General features: G+C 36.4%; 18 protein-coding genes. 13 read left to right on the top strand and 5 right to left on the bottom strand.

The window, feature by feature from the left end:
• The first annotated feature begins 28 nt into the window (after positions 1 to 28).
• From B0B05_RS07240 to B0B05_RS07195, 11 genes are all read left to right on the top strand, one after another.
• The gene (locus B0B05_RS07240; RefSeq protein ID WP_076782994.1) at positions 29 to 307 is read left to right on the top strand and encodes a helix-turn-helix transcriptional regulator; all 279 of its coding nucleotides are present in this window, start codon (positions 29 to 31) and stop codon (positions 305 to 307) included.
• Positions 308 to 1,141: 834 nt separating this feature from the next.
• Positions 1,142 to 1,501 carry a DUF7674 family protein gene (locus B0B05_RS07235; protein ID WP_076782993.1) on the top strand — a complete coding sequence of 120 codons (360 nt, stop codon included), beginning with the start codon at positions 1,142 to 1,144 and terminating at the stop codon, positions 1,499 to 1,501.
• Positions 1,498 to 1,632 carry a hypothetical protein gene (locus B0B05_RS17005; RefSeq protein ID WP_262488143.1) on the top strand — a complete coding sequence of 45 codons (135 nt, stop codon included), beginning with the start codon at positions 1,498 to 1,500 and terminating at the stop codon, positions 1,630 to 1,632. Before B0B05_RS07235 ends, B0B05_RS17005 begins: the two co-directional genes overlap by 4 nt.
• A gap of 130 nt (positions 1,633 to 1,762) precedes the next feature.
• Positions 1,763 to 3,112 (top strand): sigma-54-dependent transcriptional regulator, encoded by a 1,350-nt coding sequence (locus B0B05_RS07230; protein WP_076782992.1) that lies wholly within the window; start codon positions 1,763 to 1,765, stop codon positions 3,110 to 3,112.
• 377 nt (positions 3,113 to 3,489) lie between these two features.
• Positions 3,490 to 3,567: a potassium-transporting ATPase subunit F gene (locus tag B0B05_RS07225; protein WP_072884257.1), complete on the top strand. Its 78-nt coding sequence runs from the start codon at positions 3,490 to 3,492 to the stop codon at positions 3,565 to 3,567.
• Positions 3,568 to 3,754: 187 nt separating this feature from the next.
• Positions 3,755 to 5,452: a potassium-transporting ATPase subunit KdpA gene (gene kdpA, locus B0B05_RS07220; protein WP_076782991.1), complete on the top strand. Its 1,698-nt coding sequence runs from the start codon at positions 3,755 to 3,757 to the stop codon at positions 5,450 to 5,452.
• A 17-nt stretch (positions 5,453 to 5,469) separates the two neighbouring features.
• The gene (gene kdpB / locus B0B05_RS07215) at positions 5,470 to 7,491 is read left to right on the top strand and encodes a potassium-transporting ATPase subunit KdpB (protein ID WP_173786348.1); all 2,022 of its coding nucleotides are present in this window, start codon (positions 5,470 to 5,472) and stop codon (positions 7,489 to 7,491) included.
• Between the two features lie 82 nt (positions 7,492 to 7,573).
• Positions 7,574 to 8,134 carry a K(+)-transporting ATPase subunit C gene (locus B0B05_RS07210; protein WP_076782989.1) on the top strand — a complete coding sequence of 187 codons (561 nt, stop codon included), beginning with the start codon at positions 7,574 to 7,576 and terminating at the stop codon, positions 8,132 to 8,134.
• A gap of 15 nt (positions 8,135 to 8,149) precedes the next feature.
• Positions 8,150 to 9,241, top strand: a complete 1,092-nt coding sequence (locus tag B0B05_RS07205; RefSeq protein ID WP_076782988.1) for a porin — start codon at positions 8,150 to 8,152, stop codon at positions 9,239 to 9,241.
• A gap of 79 nt (positions 9,242 to 9,320) precedes the next feature.
• Positions 9,321 to 10,442, top strand: a complete 1,122-nt coding sequence (locus tag B0B05_RS07200; RefSeq protein WP_076782987.1) for a histidine kinase — start codon at positions 9,321 to 9,323, stop codon at positions 10,440 to 10,442.
• On the top strand, positions 10,442 to 12,166 hold the full coding sequence (locus tag B0B05_RS07195) for an ATP-binding protein (protein WP_076782986.1): 1,725 nt from the start codon (positions 10,442 to 10,444) through the stop codon (positions 12,164 to 12,166). The genes B0B05_RS07200 and B0B05_RS07195 overlap by 1 nt, the downstream gene beginning before the upstream one ends.
• A gap of 161 nt (positions 12,167 to 12,327) precedes the next feature.
• Here B0B05_RS07195 and B0B05_RS16430 read toward each other — a convergent pair whose 3' ends face one another.
• The 3 genes from B0B05_RS16430 to B0B05_RS07185 form a co-directional block, all read right to left on the bottom strand.
• Positions 12,328 to 12,864 (bottom strand): transposase, encoded by a 537-nt coding sequence (locus tag B0B05_RS16430; protein ID WP_143745968.1) that lies wholly within the window; start codon positions 12,862 to 12,864, stop codon positions 12,328 to 12,330.
• A 21-nt stretch (positions 12,865 to 12,885) separates the two neighbouring features.
• Positions 12,886 to 13,497: a transposase gene (locus tag B0B05_RS16425; RefSeq protein ID WP_394332784.1), complete on the bottom strand. Its 612-nt coding sequence runs from the start codon at positions 13,495 to 13,497 to the stop codon at positions 12,886 to 12,888.
• 177 nt (positions 13,498 to 13,674) lie between these two features.
• The gene (locus tag B0B05_RS07185; protein WP_245799249.1) at positions 13,675 to 14,313 is read right to left on the bottom strand and encodes a superoxide dismutase; all 639 of its coding nucleotides are present in this window, start codon (positions 14,311 to 14,313) and stop codon (positions 13,675 to 13,677) included.
• A gap of 179 nt (positions 14,314 to 14,492) precedes the next feature.
• On the opposite strand from B0B05_RS07185, the gene B0B05_RS07180 reads away from it, so the two are divergent.
• A complete protein-coding gene (locus B0B05_RS07180) occupies positions 14,493 to 15,161 on the top strand; it encodes a GDSL-type esterase/lipase family protein (RefSeq protein WP_076782984.1) in 669 nt (222 codons plus the stop codon).
• Positions 15,162 to 15,245: 84 nt separating this feature from the next.
• A complete protein-coding gene (locus tag B0B05_RS16745; RefSeq protein WP_173786345.1) occupies positions 15,246 to 15,398 on the top strand; it encodes a hypothetical protein in 153 nt (50 codons plus the stop codon).
• Here the strand turns inward: B0B05_RS16745 and B0B05_RS07175 are convergent.
• Together B0B05_RS07175 and B0B05_RS07170 are read right to left on the bottom strand one after the other, a co-directional pair.
• Positions 15,391 to 16,056: a J domain-containing protein gene (locus B0B05_RS07175; protein ID WP_245799242.1), complete on the bottom strand. Its 666-nt coding sequence runs from the start codon at positions 16,054 to 16,056 to the stop codon at positions 15,391 to 15,393. The two genes, B0B05_RS16745 and B0B05_RS07175, sit on opposite strands and share 8 nt — an antisense overlap.
• Before the next feature lie 161 nt (positions 16,057 to 16,217).
• A complete protein-coding gene (locus B0B05_RS07170) occupies positions 16,218 to 16,457 on the bottom strand; it encodes a hypothetical protein (protein ID WP_076782982.1) in 240 nt (79 codons plus the stop codon).
• Positions 16,458 to 16,587: the final 130 nt, after the last annotated feature.

The following is a 16,587-nucleotide window of genomic DNA, read 5'->3' as shown; positions in this document are numbered from 1 at the left end:
TAGGAACTTGCCTTATAAAATATAAGAAATGGAAAATGAAGTGTTATTAGAAAAGCTTGAAAATATTGAACAATATTTATTGGGTCTAAAAACTGTTTTTAACGTCAAAGAACTATCTAAATATACAGGTTTTAAATGCTCTTACATTTATAAACTTGCGCATCGACGACTGATTCCCTATTCAAAACCTAGTGGAAAAATGTTATTCTTTGAACGGGTGAAAATTGATAATTGGTTGTTGACAAATTATAGTCCATCTAACTCAGAAGTAGAGAAAAACTTAGTCAAAAAAATTATGAAAGAATAATGTTTTTCTAAAAGATGGTTTTCTTTTTGATTTTAATGATTTTCCATTTTGGATTATTTACTCAATACTGTTTAAATACTAGCTATGCTTTAGTACCCATAACGGAAGGGATATCAAAACATTTGATAGAAGATTTAGAAAGAATCTCACAATTATCTGAGCTGAAATATTAAGTTTTTTTACAATAAGACATTGCCGTTATCGGAAAAAAAACAAATTGAGTTATTATATAAATATTTCTTATTACCGATAAACAATTCTGTAGATGTTAGACTTTAGTTGTGTATGTCTTGGTGTAGGATTGTGAAGGAGTAGGTCAGATTGATTATAATTATTTTTACGGAAAAGCATATTAGTTATTGCCCTTTTTTATTATTTTTATTGGTTTACTGAAGTTCTTTTAATTTATGTTAATGCTATTTAATCTAAAAAACTTTTAGCAGTGGCTATTGGAATTATAAGTCTTTAATTGGCCGTTATGGTATTGTATCCATAAACCAAGATATATCAAAACTTTTGGTTAAGATTTGGAAAGATTTTTAGAATTAAATAATCGTGTCATGAGAGCTCACAGAACTTAGCCTAATATTTGGCAGACGAAGTCAATGTGCAAGAAATGCCTTTTAACATTTTGTTTTCTTCACAAGTTTTATATCGAAAATTACATAACCCAATTTTCAAGTTTTTGAAAACAGTAGGAATACCCTTTCATTTTGATAGGGTAATTTGTTTTATAAAATGAGTGATTTGGGTATATCGTTTTGATTTACAAATGTTTAATCTTATGTTCTGTTTTAAGGAATACTATTTGGCATTAATTCTCAAAAAAGAATTATGAACTATAAAGAAGCCGTTTCTGAAATTATTAAGGTTATTCCACAATCTAAAAAAGATTTCAGCGAAACTTACATTTCTAACAATCCATATATGGTGATCAATACTTTCCTTCGTTACATCAAAAAATCTATACAGGAGAATAATAATGAAGTGATCCAGCAATATTTCCAAAAAATGAATGATCTTTATGAAAAGGGAGATGCTGCTCTCAAAAATGCTGTAGAAAATGTTTTTATTTATTCTTTGGACAGTCTTACTTTCAGCTGCAAGGCCGTTAGAAGACAAGAAATTTTTTCTATGCTTTCTTTATCACTTAATAAAAAATATTTACATCAAGTTTATAAATCAGGATTATGAAAATACGAAGAAAAGGAAGCTGGAAAGAATGGTCCCAAGTCAATAAAAGACATAACCTGCAAATTGCGGAAATGCATATCGCCACCATTATCGGTGTTTTTTTAGCTGCTGCTATATTTCAATATATGTAATAATAGTGAGCAGCAGTATTGAATGTTCAATTATAACATCAGCAGGTTTTCGAAAGTCTGCTGATTTTTGCATTTAAAATGTAAGTGCAGACTTAAAGATAATAGTAAATTTGTAATTAAAATAAAAACAGTGAATAACATACTGGTCATTGACGATGAAGAAAAAATAAGAGTTTTACTCTCAAAAATTCTGAGCTTAGAAGGCTTTGAAATATTTCAGGCATCAGATCTGGCAAATGCCAGCAAAAGACTTGAATACAGTGATATTGATGTTGTCATCTGTGATGTAAAATTACCTGACGGGAGCGGTGTCGATTTTTCAAAGCTGATCAATGAAAAATATCCTGCCATAGAAGTAATTCTTCTGACGGCATACGGGAATATTCCTGACGGAGTACAGGCAATGAAAAACGGTGCTTTCGATTATATAACCAAAGGAGATGATAACAATAAGATCATTCCTTTGGTTTATAAGGCCATTGAAAAGTCTACTCTTAACAAACGAATCTTACAGCTTGAAAAACAGCTCGGCAGCAAGCATTCTTTTGATTCCATTATCGGTCATTCAAAAAAGATCAATTCAGCTATAGAATCGGGAAAAAAAGTGGCAGTGACAGATGCTACCGTTTTATTGACGGGCGAAACAGGAACAGGAAAGGAAGTTTTTGCCAATGCCATTCATAATGCGAGCACAAGAATAAAAAATAATTTTATAGCGGTCAACTGCTCTGCATTTAGTAAAGAGCTTCTGGAGAACGAATTATTCGGGCATAAAGCCGGAGCCTTTACAGGAGCGTTTAAAGATTCCAAGGGGATTTTTGAAGAAGCCAATAAAGGAACCGTTTTTCTGGACGAAATTGGTGAAATGCCTTTAGACTTGCAGGCCAAACTTCTGCGTGTATTAGAATCAGGAGAATTTTTAAAAGTGGGAGATAGCAAGCCCACTAAAATTGATGTCAGAATTATTGCAGCGACCAACCGTAATTTGGAAGAGGAAATTCAAACCGGAAATTTCAGAGAGGATCTTTATTACAGGATCAACATCTTCACCATCCATCTTCCTCCATTGAGAGAACGTACCAGTGATATTAAAGATCTGGCCAATAGTTTTCTCCACACCTTTTCTTCCAAAGTAGGAAAAAAGATCACCGGATTTTCCGATGATTATCTGGAAGCATTGAAAAGACATTCTTGGAAAGGCAATATTCGCGAACTTCGAAACGTTATCGAGCGAAGCGTTATCCTTTGTGACAACAGCCGACTTGAGATTGAGGTGCTCCCGCAGGAACTTCAAAATATCAGCGAAGAAGGGATTAAAAACAAAACCTTATCTGCTTTTGAACTGGCAAGTGCAGAGAAAATTCACATTCAGAAAGTATTAAATTACACCGACGGTAATAAAACAGAAACTGCACGTCTCCTTAATATAGCCCTGACAACATTATACAGGAAATTATCAGAGTACGGAATCAACACATAGGTGAATTTCATTTAAATTATCGATCACTATCAAAACACAATTAATACCCTTTCAAAATGAAAGGGTATTTCTTTTTCTATTTCATAGGTTTTATTTTTATTGTTCTGATTTACAGTTGATTATTGTTTTTTTTAAATTGTGGACTTCTTATTGTGATTATTCTGGCATAACAAAAAATTGACATTATGAAAAACTGGAAATTAAAATTCGTAAAGCACTGTAAACCCTGGCACATTCTATTAGCGCTATATGGTTCTATGGTCGTAGTAAGTTTTGCAATCAAAATCCTATAATAAAAAAATGACACTCATCCTAACAATCACCGGAGCAGTACTTTTTGTACTCTTTTTTCTAACCGTAAAATATTTTGAAAAGATATGACAGCATTATTTATCATCGCCATCGCCGTATTTGTTTACATCTGCTATGTCTTAGTGAAACCAGAAAAATTCTGATATGATGATGGGATCTCAAACGAAAAGAAAATTGATGGAATGGCTGACTTTACTATTTTGGATCTCCTTTGTAGCAGCATTTATTTATCTGATCATTTTCGTTAAAGGTATTGCCTTAACATCATCAACACTGCACCAAAGCACCTCACAAATAAATAGACATTATACTAAAATTATTAAATAAAAAATGAATACAGAAATTACAGGAATTTTGCTGATGTATGCCTTAGTGGTTTTGCTGGCAATTCCTCTGGGGAGATATATTGGAAAGATCTTTACCAAAGAAAAAACCTTTTTGGACGGACTTTTTGATCCAATCGACAAACTATTTTACAGAATTTCCGGAATAGATCCAAATTCAGAAATGAACTGGAAACAGCACCTTTCAGCATTGCTGACCATCAATGTGGTATGGTTTCTCATTTCGATGTTTGTTTTGACCAATATGAGCTGGCTTCCTCTAAATCCGGATAATAACCCGTCAATGAGCGGCGATCTGGCTTTCAATACGGCAGTAAGTTTTGTGACCAATACTAATCTTCAGCATTATTCCGGAGAATCAGGGTTGTCTTATTTGGGGCAATTGACATTGATGCTGTGGCAGTTTATCTCCGCAGGCTGCGGTATTGCTATTGCAGGTATGGTTTTCCTGGCTATGAAGGAAAGAACAGCGGATAAGTTAGGAAATTTTTACTTTTTATTTATCAGAACTTGCACAAGAGTTTTATTCCCAATCGCTGTAGTTGTAGCTTCATTATTGGCTTTTAACGGAACACCAATGACTTTCGAAGGAAAAGACCCGATTACAACATTACAGGGTGATAAAGTTGAGGTAAGCCGTGGTCCGGTAGCAGGATTCGTTGCCATCAAGCAACTAGGAACCAATGGCGGTGGATTTTTTGGTCCTAACTCTGCGCATCCTTTAGAAAACCCAAATTACTTTACCAATATTGTCGAAACAGTTTCTATTATGTTGATTCCGATTGCAATGGTATTTGCGATGGGTTATGTTTTAAGAAGAAAAAAATTGGCGTGGACTATTTTCGGGGTAATGACCGTAGGATTTCTGTTATTGTTAACGCCAACAGTTATTAATGAAATTAATGGAAACCCAGCTATCGAAAAAATGGGAATTGCTCAGAATTTGGGTAGTATGGAAGGCAAAGAAGTTCGTTTCGGACCCGCCGCTTCTGCTTATTGGGCAATTAATACAACGGTTACCAGCAACGGTTCTGTCAACGCAATGCACGATTCTCTGACACCGCTTTCCGGAATGAACACAATGCTCGGAATGATGGTCAATGCGTTCTACGGAGGTGTAGGTGTAGGTTTTTTAAACTTTTATATATTCATCATCCTCGCCGTTTTCATCAGTGGATTAATGGTAGGAAGAACACCTGAATTCTTAGGGAAGAAAATCGAGGCCAGAGAAATGAAAATCGCAATGATCATCGCATTGCTTCACCCTTTCCTAATTCTTGTAGGAACTGCAATCTCAAGTTATATGGTTGCACACAATCCAGATGAATACGGAAGTTGGTTGAACAATCCGGGCTTCCACGGTTTCAGTGAAATGTTATATGAATTTACGTCATCAAGTGCCAACAATGGAAGTGGTTTCGAAGGTTTGGCTGATAACAACCCATTCTGGAATATTGCGTGCGGAATCGTAATGCTGATGGCCAGATATTTACCAATTATTGGCCCGGTTGCCATCGCAGGAAGTCTTGCTGCTAAAAAATATATCCCTGAAAGTGCAGGAACGCTCAAAACAGATACAGCAACATTCGGTTTAATGGTGTTTGCGGTGATTGCAATTGTAGCAGCGTTGTCATTCTTTCCGGCGTTAGCATTAGGTCCAATCGCTGAATATTTTTCACTTTAATTCTTATCTATATTATAATGAAAGGAAATAACAACTTGTTTCAGGCAGAATTAGTCAATGAAGCGCTGAAACAATCATTTATAAAACTGCACCCGGCAAAGATGTTCCGAAATCCGGTGATGTTTATGGTGTACATAGGGACTTTGGTAATGGCAGGTGTTTGTCTGTGGATCGCAATGGGTGAGCAAAGTCAGGGAAGTTTGATCTATAATATTATTGTAACATTTATATTATTCATCACTTTACTTTTCGCCAACTTCGCCGAAGCTATTGCCGAAGCAAGAGGTAAAGCTCAGGCAGATTCTTTGAGAAAAACAAGAGAAGAAACACCTGCAAAAATGCTGACTTCAAGTAATGAAGTTAAAATAGTGCCATCCAACCAACTAAGAAAAGGAGATGTCTTTGTTTGTGAAACAGGAGATATCATTCCGTCCGATGGCGAAATTATCGAAGGTTTGGCAACGATTGACGAAAGCGCCATCACCGGAGAATCTGCTCCCGTCATCCGTGAAGCCGGTGGTGATAAAAGCAGTGTAACCGGAGGTACGAAAGTTCTTTCTGATAAAATCAAAGTTAAAGTAACCACAGAACCGGGAGAAAGTTTCCTTGATAAAATGATTGCTTTGGTGGAAGGCGCTTCAAGACAGAAAACACCAAACGAAATTGCTTTAACGATTCTTTTAGCTGGATTTACATTGGTTTTTGTTATTGTAACAGTGACCTTGAAACCATTCGCTGATTATGCCCATACACCAATTACCATTGCAGCATTTATCTCATTATTTGTATGTCTTATTCCAACGACGATTGGTGGTCTGTTATCAGCCATCGGTATTGCAGGAATGGACAGAGCTTTAAGAGCCAACGTGATTACTAAAAGTGGTAAAGCAGTGGAAACTGCGGGTGATATTGATGTTTTATTATTGGATAAAACCGGAACAATTACCATCGGAAACAGAAAAGCGACAAATTTTTATCCGGCAAATGGGGTGGATGAAAGAGCTCTAATAAAAGCAGCTGTCCTAAGCTCTATGGCTGATGAAACACCTGAGGGGAAATCAATTATTGAATTGGCAGGAATTAATCCTCTGAGTTATGAAGTGAAAAATCCTGAATTCATCACGTTTACGGCAGAAACCAGAAGCTCAGGTATTGATTATGAAAACACGCGAATTAGAAAAGGTGCAACTGACGCAATTAAAAATATTGTTACAAATGCGGGCAATACTTTCCCACCCGAAGTTGCAGAGAGAGTCAGAGAAATTTCGCAAAACGGTGGTACGCCGCTCGTGGTTTCAGAAAATGAAAAAGCACTTGGGGTTATAGAATTACAGGATATTATCAAACCTGGAATCAAAGAGCGTTTTGACCGATTGAGAAAAATGGGTATTAAAACCGTAATGGTAACCGGAGATAATCCTCTGACAGCTAAATTTATTGCTGAAAAAGCTGGAGTAGATGATTTTATCGCAGAAGCAAAACCTGAAGATAAGATGAACTACATCAAGAAAGAACAGTCTGAAGGAAGATTGGTAGCGATGATGGGAGACGGAACCAACGATGCTCCGGCTCTTGCTCAGGCAGATGTCGGTGTTGCGATGAACAGTGGAACGCAGGCTGCGAAAGAGGCCGGAAATATGGTGGATTTGGATAATGACCCAACCAAATTAATTGAAGTGGTAGAAATCGGAAAACAATTACTGATGACGAGAGGAACTCTTACAACATTCAGTATTGCGAATGACGTGGCGAAGTATTTTGCGATTGTTCCGGCATTATTTATTGCTTCCATTCCGGCATTGCAAGGATTGAATATTATGGGACTTCATTCACCTGAATCAGCGATTCTTTCAGCCGTAATCTTCAACGCAATTGTAATCCCGATGTTAATTCCATTAGCTTTGAAAGGTGTGGCTTACAAACCAATCGGAGCAAGTGCATTATTAAGAAGAAACCTTTTAATTTACGGTTTAGGAGGAGTAATCATTCCATTTATCGGAATTAAAATCATAGACTTAATCGTATCAGTTTTTATATAAATGTAAAATTGAAAAATAAAAATTGTAATAATATAGATTTTAGATTTCAATTATCAACTTTCAATTATCAATTATTAAAATTATGAAACAAAATATATTACCAGCCATCAGATTAACATTATTCTGTGCTGTATTTTTTTCAGGATTCTACACGCTTTTCATTTTCGGAATTGCACAAGCTGCTCCCAATAATGGAAAAGGAGAAATCATAGAGCATAACGGCAAGAAATTTTACGCCAATGTCGGACAAAAATTCGATAAAGACGAATATTTCTGGTCACGTCCTTCGGCTGTAGACTACAATGCTGCAGGAGCGGGAGGAAGTAACAAAGGACCTTTAAATCCTGATTATCTCAAAGATGTTGAAGAAAGAGTAGAAAATTTTATGAAACATAATCCAACAGTTCAGAAATCCGAAATTCCTTCCGATATCGTTACAGCAAGTGGTGCTGGTCTAGACCCTAATATTTCTGTTCAGGCGGCTAAGGTTCAAGCTCAAAGAATTGCCGATATCAGAAAGGTTGACATCCGCAAAGTCAATTCACTGATTGAAAACAATATCGAATCTCCCTTTCTTGGAATGTTCGGAACTGAAAAAATCAACGTTTTAAAACTCAATATCGCATTAGACGGTTTGAAGTAAATTATATATTTAGAAATGAAAAGAAAACTATCATTACTGGCATTTGCAATGCTTGGCGCAGTTTCTACACTGCACGCTCAGGAAGAAACTGAAACTAAAAACCCTTTAATAATTTCTGGTTATGCAGAAGTGTATTATCAGTACGATTTTAATAATCCTGAAAACAATACAAGACCCGGATTTGTGTACAGCCACAACAGAAACAATGAGGTGAACCTTAATTTGGGATTTGTAAAGGCAAACTACGAAACGGAAAGATTAAGAGCTAATATAGCATTGGGAGTAGGAACTTATATGAATTCAAACTACGCCGCAGAACCTGGAGTTTTGGAAAATGTTTATGAAGCCAATGTTGGGGTAAAAATATCAAAAAACAAAAATCTCTGGATTGATGCTGGTGTAATGCCATCACACATCGGTTTTGAAAGTGCCATCAGCAAAGATTGCTTTACGTTGACAAGAAGTATGTTGGCAGACAACTCGCCTTATTTTGAAAGCGGTGCCAAAATCTCTTACACCAGCGACAGCGGAAAGTGGTTTTTGAGCGGTTTAGTTCTAAACGGTTGGCAAAGAATTCAGCGATTAGACGGAAACTCTACAGTTGCTTTCGGTCATCAGTTGACTTATAAACCTTCAGAAAAAATCACTTTAAACAGCAGTTCTTTCATCGGAAACGATAAACCGGACAGCATCAGACAAATGAGATATTTCCACAACTTGTACGGAAGTTTCCAAATCAGTAAAAAGTTTGCTTTGATTACAGGTTTCGATATCGGTGCAGAGCAAAAAGCAAAAGGAAGCGACCAGTATAATATTTGGTATTCTCCGGTTGTAATTGCTAAATATTATCCGACAGAGAAATTCAGCATTGCAGCAAGAGGCGAATATTACAGCGATGAAAAAGGCGTAATGATTGCAACAGGAACAGCCGACGGATTTAAAACGTTTGGCTATTCTGTAAACGCAGATTACCGGATTCTTCCGAATCTCGTTTGGAGAACAGAACTTAAGAATCTAAGCAGTAAAGATGACATCTTTATCAATAGAGATAATAATTTGAAATCAAACAACTTAATGGCAGTGACTTCATTAGCAGTAAGTTTTTAAAATCTCCATATTTAGCAAAAAAATCCCTTGTCAAAAATTTTGACAGGGTATTTAATAACTTTGAATAAGACAATCTGTTATGGATGAAAAGAATTCTGCACAGGACTTTCTCAATCTCATCAAAAAATCGAGAAGAGGGAAATTCAAAATCTACATCGGAATGAGCGCAGGTGTGGGAAAAACCTATCGTATGTTGCAGGAAGCACACGCTCTTTTAACAAGCGGAATTGATGTGACAATCGGATACATCGAAACGCATCAACGTAAAGAAACGCACGCTTTGCTGGATGGCCTTCCCATTATTCCAAGGAGAAAATTATTCTATAAAGGGAAAGAATTAGAAGAATTAGACGTTCAGGCGGTGATTAATCTTCGCCCCGAGGTTGTAATTGTGGATGAATTGGCTCATACCAACATCCAAGGAAGCAAAAACGAAAAACGCTGGCAGGATGTGATGGATATTCTGGATTCTGGAATTAATGTCATCAGTGCTGTGAATATTCAACATATAGAAAGTCTGAATGAAGATGTGAAAATGATTACCAATATCGAAGTTCAGGAACGTATTCCCGATAATGTTTTGGCTCAGGCAGATGAGGTGGTAAATATTGATTTGACTTCCGAAGAATTGATTGACCGTTTGAAAGCAGGGAAAATCTATGACCAATCCAAAATCAATTCTGCACTCAATAATTTTTTTAAATCTGAAAATATTCTTCAACTTCGTGAATTGGCATTGAGAGAAGTCGCTTCACAGGTAACGAGAAAAGTGGAAACTGAAGTAACGATTCATAAATCCGTTAAAAAAGAAAAATTCTTGGCTTGCATCAGTTCCAATGAAAAAACAGCAAAAAATGTTATCAGAAAAACTGCCAGATTAGCGAATTATTACAACAGTTCTTGGTATCTTTTGTATGTTCAGATTCCGAGAGAAAGTTCAGATAAAATTGCGTTGGATAAGCAAAGGCATTTGATTAATAACTTTAAATTAGCTACAGAATTAGGCGCCGAAATCATTAAAGTGGAAGATACAAAAGTCGCTCGCGCCATAATGGAACAATGTGAAGAACGGAAAATCACAACGGTTTGCATCGGAAAACCGCATTTGAATTTGTGGAAAATCATTCTGGCAACCGATACTTTCAATACTTTGCTGAATAAATTATCTCAGGAAAACATAGACTTAGTAATTTTGTCGTAATGAAAATAAAAACTAAACTCAATATAGGTGTCGGACTGCTTTTTATGATGATATTGGTATTGTCAGTGTTGAGCGGTTGGTACATCAATCAGCTTAAAAAAGACACCAATAACATTCTGAAAGCCAATTATAACACGCTTCAATATTCCAGAAATATGCTTCTTGCCCTTGAAGAAGTGAATTCAGATCCCTTAGCTTTCGACGTTTTTGAAAAGCATCTTGAAAAACAGAGAAAGAATGTAACCGAGCCTGGAGAAAAAGAGGCTACAGAGAAAATCGTAACACATTTCGGGGTACTAAAAAAAAATCCTGAAAATTCAGCTTTAAAATCATCCATCAGGAAAGACCTGACCGAACTGATGCAGCTAAATATGGCAGCTATTCAGCATAAAAGCTCAATAGCAGATGATACGGCGCAGAATGCAATTACGATGATTTCAATTGTTGGAATGCTTTGTTTTATTATGGCCTTTATTTTAATGGTCAATTTGCCCTCCAATATTGCGGATCCAATTCGTCAGCTAACGGTAAGTATCAAACAGATTGCTAACCAGAATTACAAGGAGCGGGTTCATTTTGAAAGCAGCAGTGAGTTTGGTGAGCTTGCCAGATCTTTTAATACGATGGCAGAAAAAATACAGGAGTTTTCCGAAAGTAAGATTGAAAAAATACTGAAAGGCAAAAAAAGGATTGAAACCCTTATTGATAATATGAGTGATCCAGTTATTGGAATAGATGAGAACCGGAAAATTCTTTTTATAAATGATGAAGCTCTTACTATTACAGGACTCAAAAGAGAAAACTGCTTAGGAAAACTGATTCAGGATGTCGCAGTTACCAATGATCTGGTAAGAACTATCATTAAAGATATTATAGAGTCTGAAAACAGGACAAAAAATGAAGTAATGAAAATTTATGCTTACGGTAAAGAGAGCTACTTCGAAAAAGATATTGTTGATATTAACATTTTACCTACAGGTGAGCAAAGTACTCAGTTTATAGGGCAGGTTATTATGCTTCATAATGTAACGCCGCTGAAGGAATTGGATGTTGCCAAAACCAATTTCATAGGAACAGTCTCTCACGAATTTAAAACTCCAATTTCCTCTATAAAAATGGGACTGCAGCTACTTGAAAATGATAAGGTAGGGCCTTTGAACCCAGATCAGCTCAATTTGGTCAATGGGATAAAAGATGATACCAACCGCCTTTTGAAAATTACAGGCGAACTGCTTGATATTGCACAGTTGGAAAGCGGTTCCATCAAATTAAATATCAAACCTTCCAAAATTTCTGACATTGTCGATTATGCAACAGAAGCCAACAGGGCATCGGCTGAGCAAAAGAACATACGCTTGATCACCAGAATTGATTCAGATCTAAAATTGGTATCTGCGGATCTGGAAAAAACCTCTTGGGTACTGAATAACCTTTTATCGAATGCGGTTCGCTATTCTTATGAAAATTCAGAAATCATTATCGAAGTCAAAAGAGAAACAGATAAGATCATTTTTTCAGTAACGGATACGGGGCAGGGGATTCAACCTCAATATGTTTCTAAGGTTTTTGAACGCTATTTTAGAATACCGGGAACAAAAAAAGAAGGTACTGGGCTTGGTTTAAGTATCAGTAAAGAATTTATTGAAACACAGGGTGGAACACTGAAAGTGAAAAGCGAGTACGGAGGAGGAAGCATATTTACATTCGAATTAAGTGCAGTATAAAACCCATTCGGTATTCGCCCACCAGCATTATATTATTTTTCAATGAGGCTGTCTCAAAAGGGCAGCCTCGTTTTTGTATTGAGTTGAAAAAAAACATTTTTAAGGTTTTGTTTTTATAAAAACTTTGAAAAATGAAGATAAAATTCAAAAAACAGTCTATTTCAGGCTGTTTTTGCCATTTTTTTGAGATTATGGGCAATGGCTAGGATGCCGATTTCTACCTCGACCTTGGTTTTTCCTCGAAGCATAAAGCGTTTAAAGTTTTTGTTGTGTTTGAGCTCTGCAAAAACAGGTTCAACATCGTGACATCGCTGTTTTCGGAGTTTGATACCTTTTTTGGTTTTGAGTAGTTTGAAAACCCTTTCCCTGATTTTTGCCAGCTTCGGATTGTTTTGAGAAGTGGTTATTTGTCCCGATTTTTGATCTTTTCTGAAGTAATTGTATTTAACATAAGATTTTATTTTCTTGTTTTTCAGTAGGTTATAGTTTTCCTCCGAACCGTAGCCTGCATCGGCAACGAGTTCTTTCGGAACTTTATGATAGCTGTCTTCAAAACCTTTTAAATGAGACTCCAATGTTTTGGTATCCGTAGGATTGGGATGGATGGAATAATGTAAAATAAATTGTTTATTCGTAGAAATCTGTAGATTATAGGCCGCTTTGAGTTGTCCGTTTCGCATATGATCCTCATTGCTCATTATTACATATTTATTGTTTTTTCAATGGAATTCGCGAACCTTCGGTTTCATCCGCATAAAAGTAGCATCTGTATCGGTTTTGGAATAAGAGTTTCTGGCTTGTAAAATCGCCTGTTGCTTTTTGTATTTATCCAAATTGTTTGCCCAGTTTTTCTTGGCATAATTCAGTTTCTGGCGAACTTTCGAAGGTATTTTTTTATCCTTCAACACCTCGTTGATCTTGTCTATGGTTTGTGTTACTTTTTCTGAATCAATCTCCTTAAAATCGATGTTTTCAGTGTTTTGAAGCTCTTCTTTTGCCACACTTTCTGCATAATTCCAAAGTTCTTCCAGTTGCTCTGCAATTCTTACCTGATGCTTCTTGATGGCTCTTCCCCAAACAAAAGTATAGCGGTTGGCGTTGGCCTCTATCTTGGTCCCATCTACAAAAGTGGTTTCCAGGCTTACCAAGCCTTCCTTCTCCAAGAGCAAAACAATTTGTGTAAAGATGGCTTTTACTTCACCCTTTAATCGCTCGCTACGAAACCTGTTCAACGTATTATGATCAGGACGGCTCATTGCCGAAAGCCACATAAAATGGATGTTTTCCTTCAATGCCTGTTCCATTTTCCGGCTTGAATAAATGTTACTCAAATAGCCATTTCGGAGGAAAAAGCAAATTTTCTTTGGGATTGTAATCTTTAAAGACTACTTTTGACTTAGTTAACACACAGCAAATTACGAAATTTGCTACAATTAGGAAAGCCTCGGCTTTCCTTTTTTGCATAAAAAAGGCTATCTCGCTTTTGAGACAGCCTCTCTATTGATATACTATTTAATGGCGTTACTGTATCGTTTGCTGATTTCGTCCCAATTAACGACACTCCACAAGGCTGTGAGGTAGTCAGCACGTTTGTTCTGATATTTTAGGTAATAGGCATGTTCCCAAACATCGATACCGAAAATAGGTGTGCCTTTTATCTTGGCAATGTCCATCAAAGGGTTATCCTGATTGGCGCTGGAAGTCACTGCCAGTTTTTTCTCCGGTGTTACAATAAGCCATGACCAGCCAGAGCCAAAAACTTCTGCACCAGCCTTACTCAATTCTGCCTTTAGGTTATCAAGACTTCCAAATGACTGATTGATGGCATTTTGCAGCTCTAAGGATGGTTTGGTATTATGGTTAGGTGTAAGCACGGTCCAGAACAGTTCGTGGTTGTAATGGCCACCGGCATTATTGCGGATTGCGTTGCTTTCTTTAGAAATATGGGATAAGATGGTTTCCAGATTTTCTTTTTCCAGTGTTGTTCCTGCAATGGCTTTATTGAGATTGTTGACGTAAGCTGCAGCATGTTTTGTGTAATGGATTTCCATTGTTTTTGCATCCACAAATGGTTCTAGTGCGTTGTAAGCGTAGGGCAGTGGTGTCTGCTTAAACTGTGCTGCTGCAAACTGAGCTGCGATAAGCATTATTGCTGAACTGATTTTAAAAATTTTCATACTTAATATTTTAAATTTATAGATACTGGCTCGTACCAGACGTAGCTAATTTAAAAAAAAATATACAATAAAGAGTTAATGCTTTATTATGGGACTCTTTACATTTTATTGTAAATTTGGGACAGTTGTCAATTATTTAAATCAATATAATGAAATTTTATAATAAGTTTTCCCAATCTGTTTTTTTACTGCTGTTTTTATGTTTGTCGTTGTTTATGTTTTCACAGGATAAACCTTATTGGCAGGATATCAAAGATTTTAAAACCAAAGATCAGCAAAATGGTATTCCCAAAAGAGCCATTCTGTTTATTGGAAGTTCCTCTTTCACAAAATGGCAGGATGTTAACGATTATTTTCCTGGAAAAATTATTATTAACCGCGGTTTTGGCGGATCCAGGCTTGTAGATCTCAACAATTATGCAAATGATCTTCTGGATCCTTATAATCCCAAACAAATCGTCATCTATTGTGGTGATAATGATTTTGCTATGGGAAATCCTTCTGTTGATGAGGTTTTCAGCAGGTTTACACAATTTTTTGGCAAAATCCGCCAGAAGTATCCCAAAGTGCCTGTGGCTTATGTGTCTGTTAAGTATTCGCCGAGCAGAGAGGCCTTATGGCCTAAGATGAAAGAATTGAACAACAGAATAGAAGCTTTTCTTAAAACCACCAAAAGAACCAACTTTATCGATATTACAAAGGTGATGAATAATGCCGATGGCAGCGTGAGGACAGATCTTTATGTAGATGATATGCTCCATATGAAACCTGAAGGTTACAAGCTTTGGGCGCAGGTCGTAGCACCTTATCTCAAATAGAAGAGTCTAATTATTATGAGGTTTCCTAAGATGTAAATGTGTAATTTAATTTGTAATTATTCTAAATTGAATTATATTTGCAGCATGAATTCTCAAGTAACAGCTTTCAAGATTGCGCCATTGGCTCCCGCTTACAGATATAATGAAATGATGTATTGCGACAAGAAAAAATGCTGTAAAAAATTCAAGAAAGGGAAACGCTGCAAAAAATGCCCGGGGCGCGCCAAAATCAGTTAAGCATTAGCCATATTATCATTAATAATAAAATTAAAAATACAAATACAGAAATCATCCTTTGCGGTTTGATTTCTTTTTTTTGTCTTTTTACAGGTTCGGATATTGATTCGCCGCTTTCGTATTTATCATTTTTTGGACTGTTATCGATCAATTCTGTAATCGTTATGCCCTGTACAATGGTTTTGTGTAAGAGGCTGTTGGTGGCATGCAACAGGATCTGGAATTTCCCAGCGGTATCAAATTCTTTTATCCTGATTCTTCGCTCACCATTGGGCTTTTCCAGGCCAAAAGGAACTATTTTTACAATATCGGCATCATAGGTATTCCAATAGATGGTTATCTCTTCACCTTTTTGCACGCGTATTTTGCTTACAGAAAAATTTTTGATTTTTGGTGGCAGGACACTTCTTGTATTTTGTTGTTGATTGTTCAGGTTTTGGTCATAGAGTTTTTTTCGACCAGCATCTGTCAATGTCTCGTAGGCTTCCTGCACTTCCCGGAACCGGTCGGAGAAAAATTCATCATTATCATTTTTATCCGGGTGGTATTTTAGCGAGAGCTTTCGGTAGGCTTTTTTGATGTCTTCTGCTGAAGCATGCCTGGCAATCCCAAGAAAGTAGTAGTAATCCTTCACAGAAGCAAATTTAGTAATTTCCAATTTAAGTGTCTTTTTTAATTTACAGGTCTAGTACGATGTTAAACTGCCGATCAGGAAATTTTGGATATGTTCCGAATCTGCAGATCCTTTAGTCGGCAATAAAAAAACGGAAACTATTATGTTCCCGTTCTTTAACAATTCAATTTAGTTTTTTTAGACGTTTATTGAGCATCCTTTGTTCTGCAACAGCCTTTGCTGAACTGTGTCTTCATTTTTTCTTTAAAAGCATCATACTCTTTATCATCCATAGTCCTGATGCGGTCAGCAACTCCGAAGGGTGTCTTTTCTTTCACATCATATTCATCCAGAATGTTTCTGAAGATAGCTTTTCTTTTCTGAGCCTTTTTGGCAATTAATGCAATGGCAGCTAAACCTGCAATGGCTAAAATTCCTTTTTTCATTATTTTTAAATTTACGTTTTACATTTAGGAAGACGTCTTCGGTAGACCTTTACTTTAAAAATGATTGATTAAGGTTTATGCATTTTTGTACATTGAGATCATGACCAAAAAAAAAGACTCACACGGAGTC

Origin of the sequence: Epilithonimonas bovis DSM 19482, from assembly GCF_900108115.1 — a bacterium.
GTDB lineage: Bacteria > Bacteroidota > Bacteroidia > Flavobacteriales > Weeksellaceae > Epilithonimonas > Epilithonimonas bovis.
Note: the sequence above shows the minus strand (reverse complement) of the source record. Positions and strands in the feature narration are given on the sequence as shown.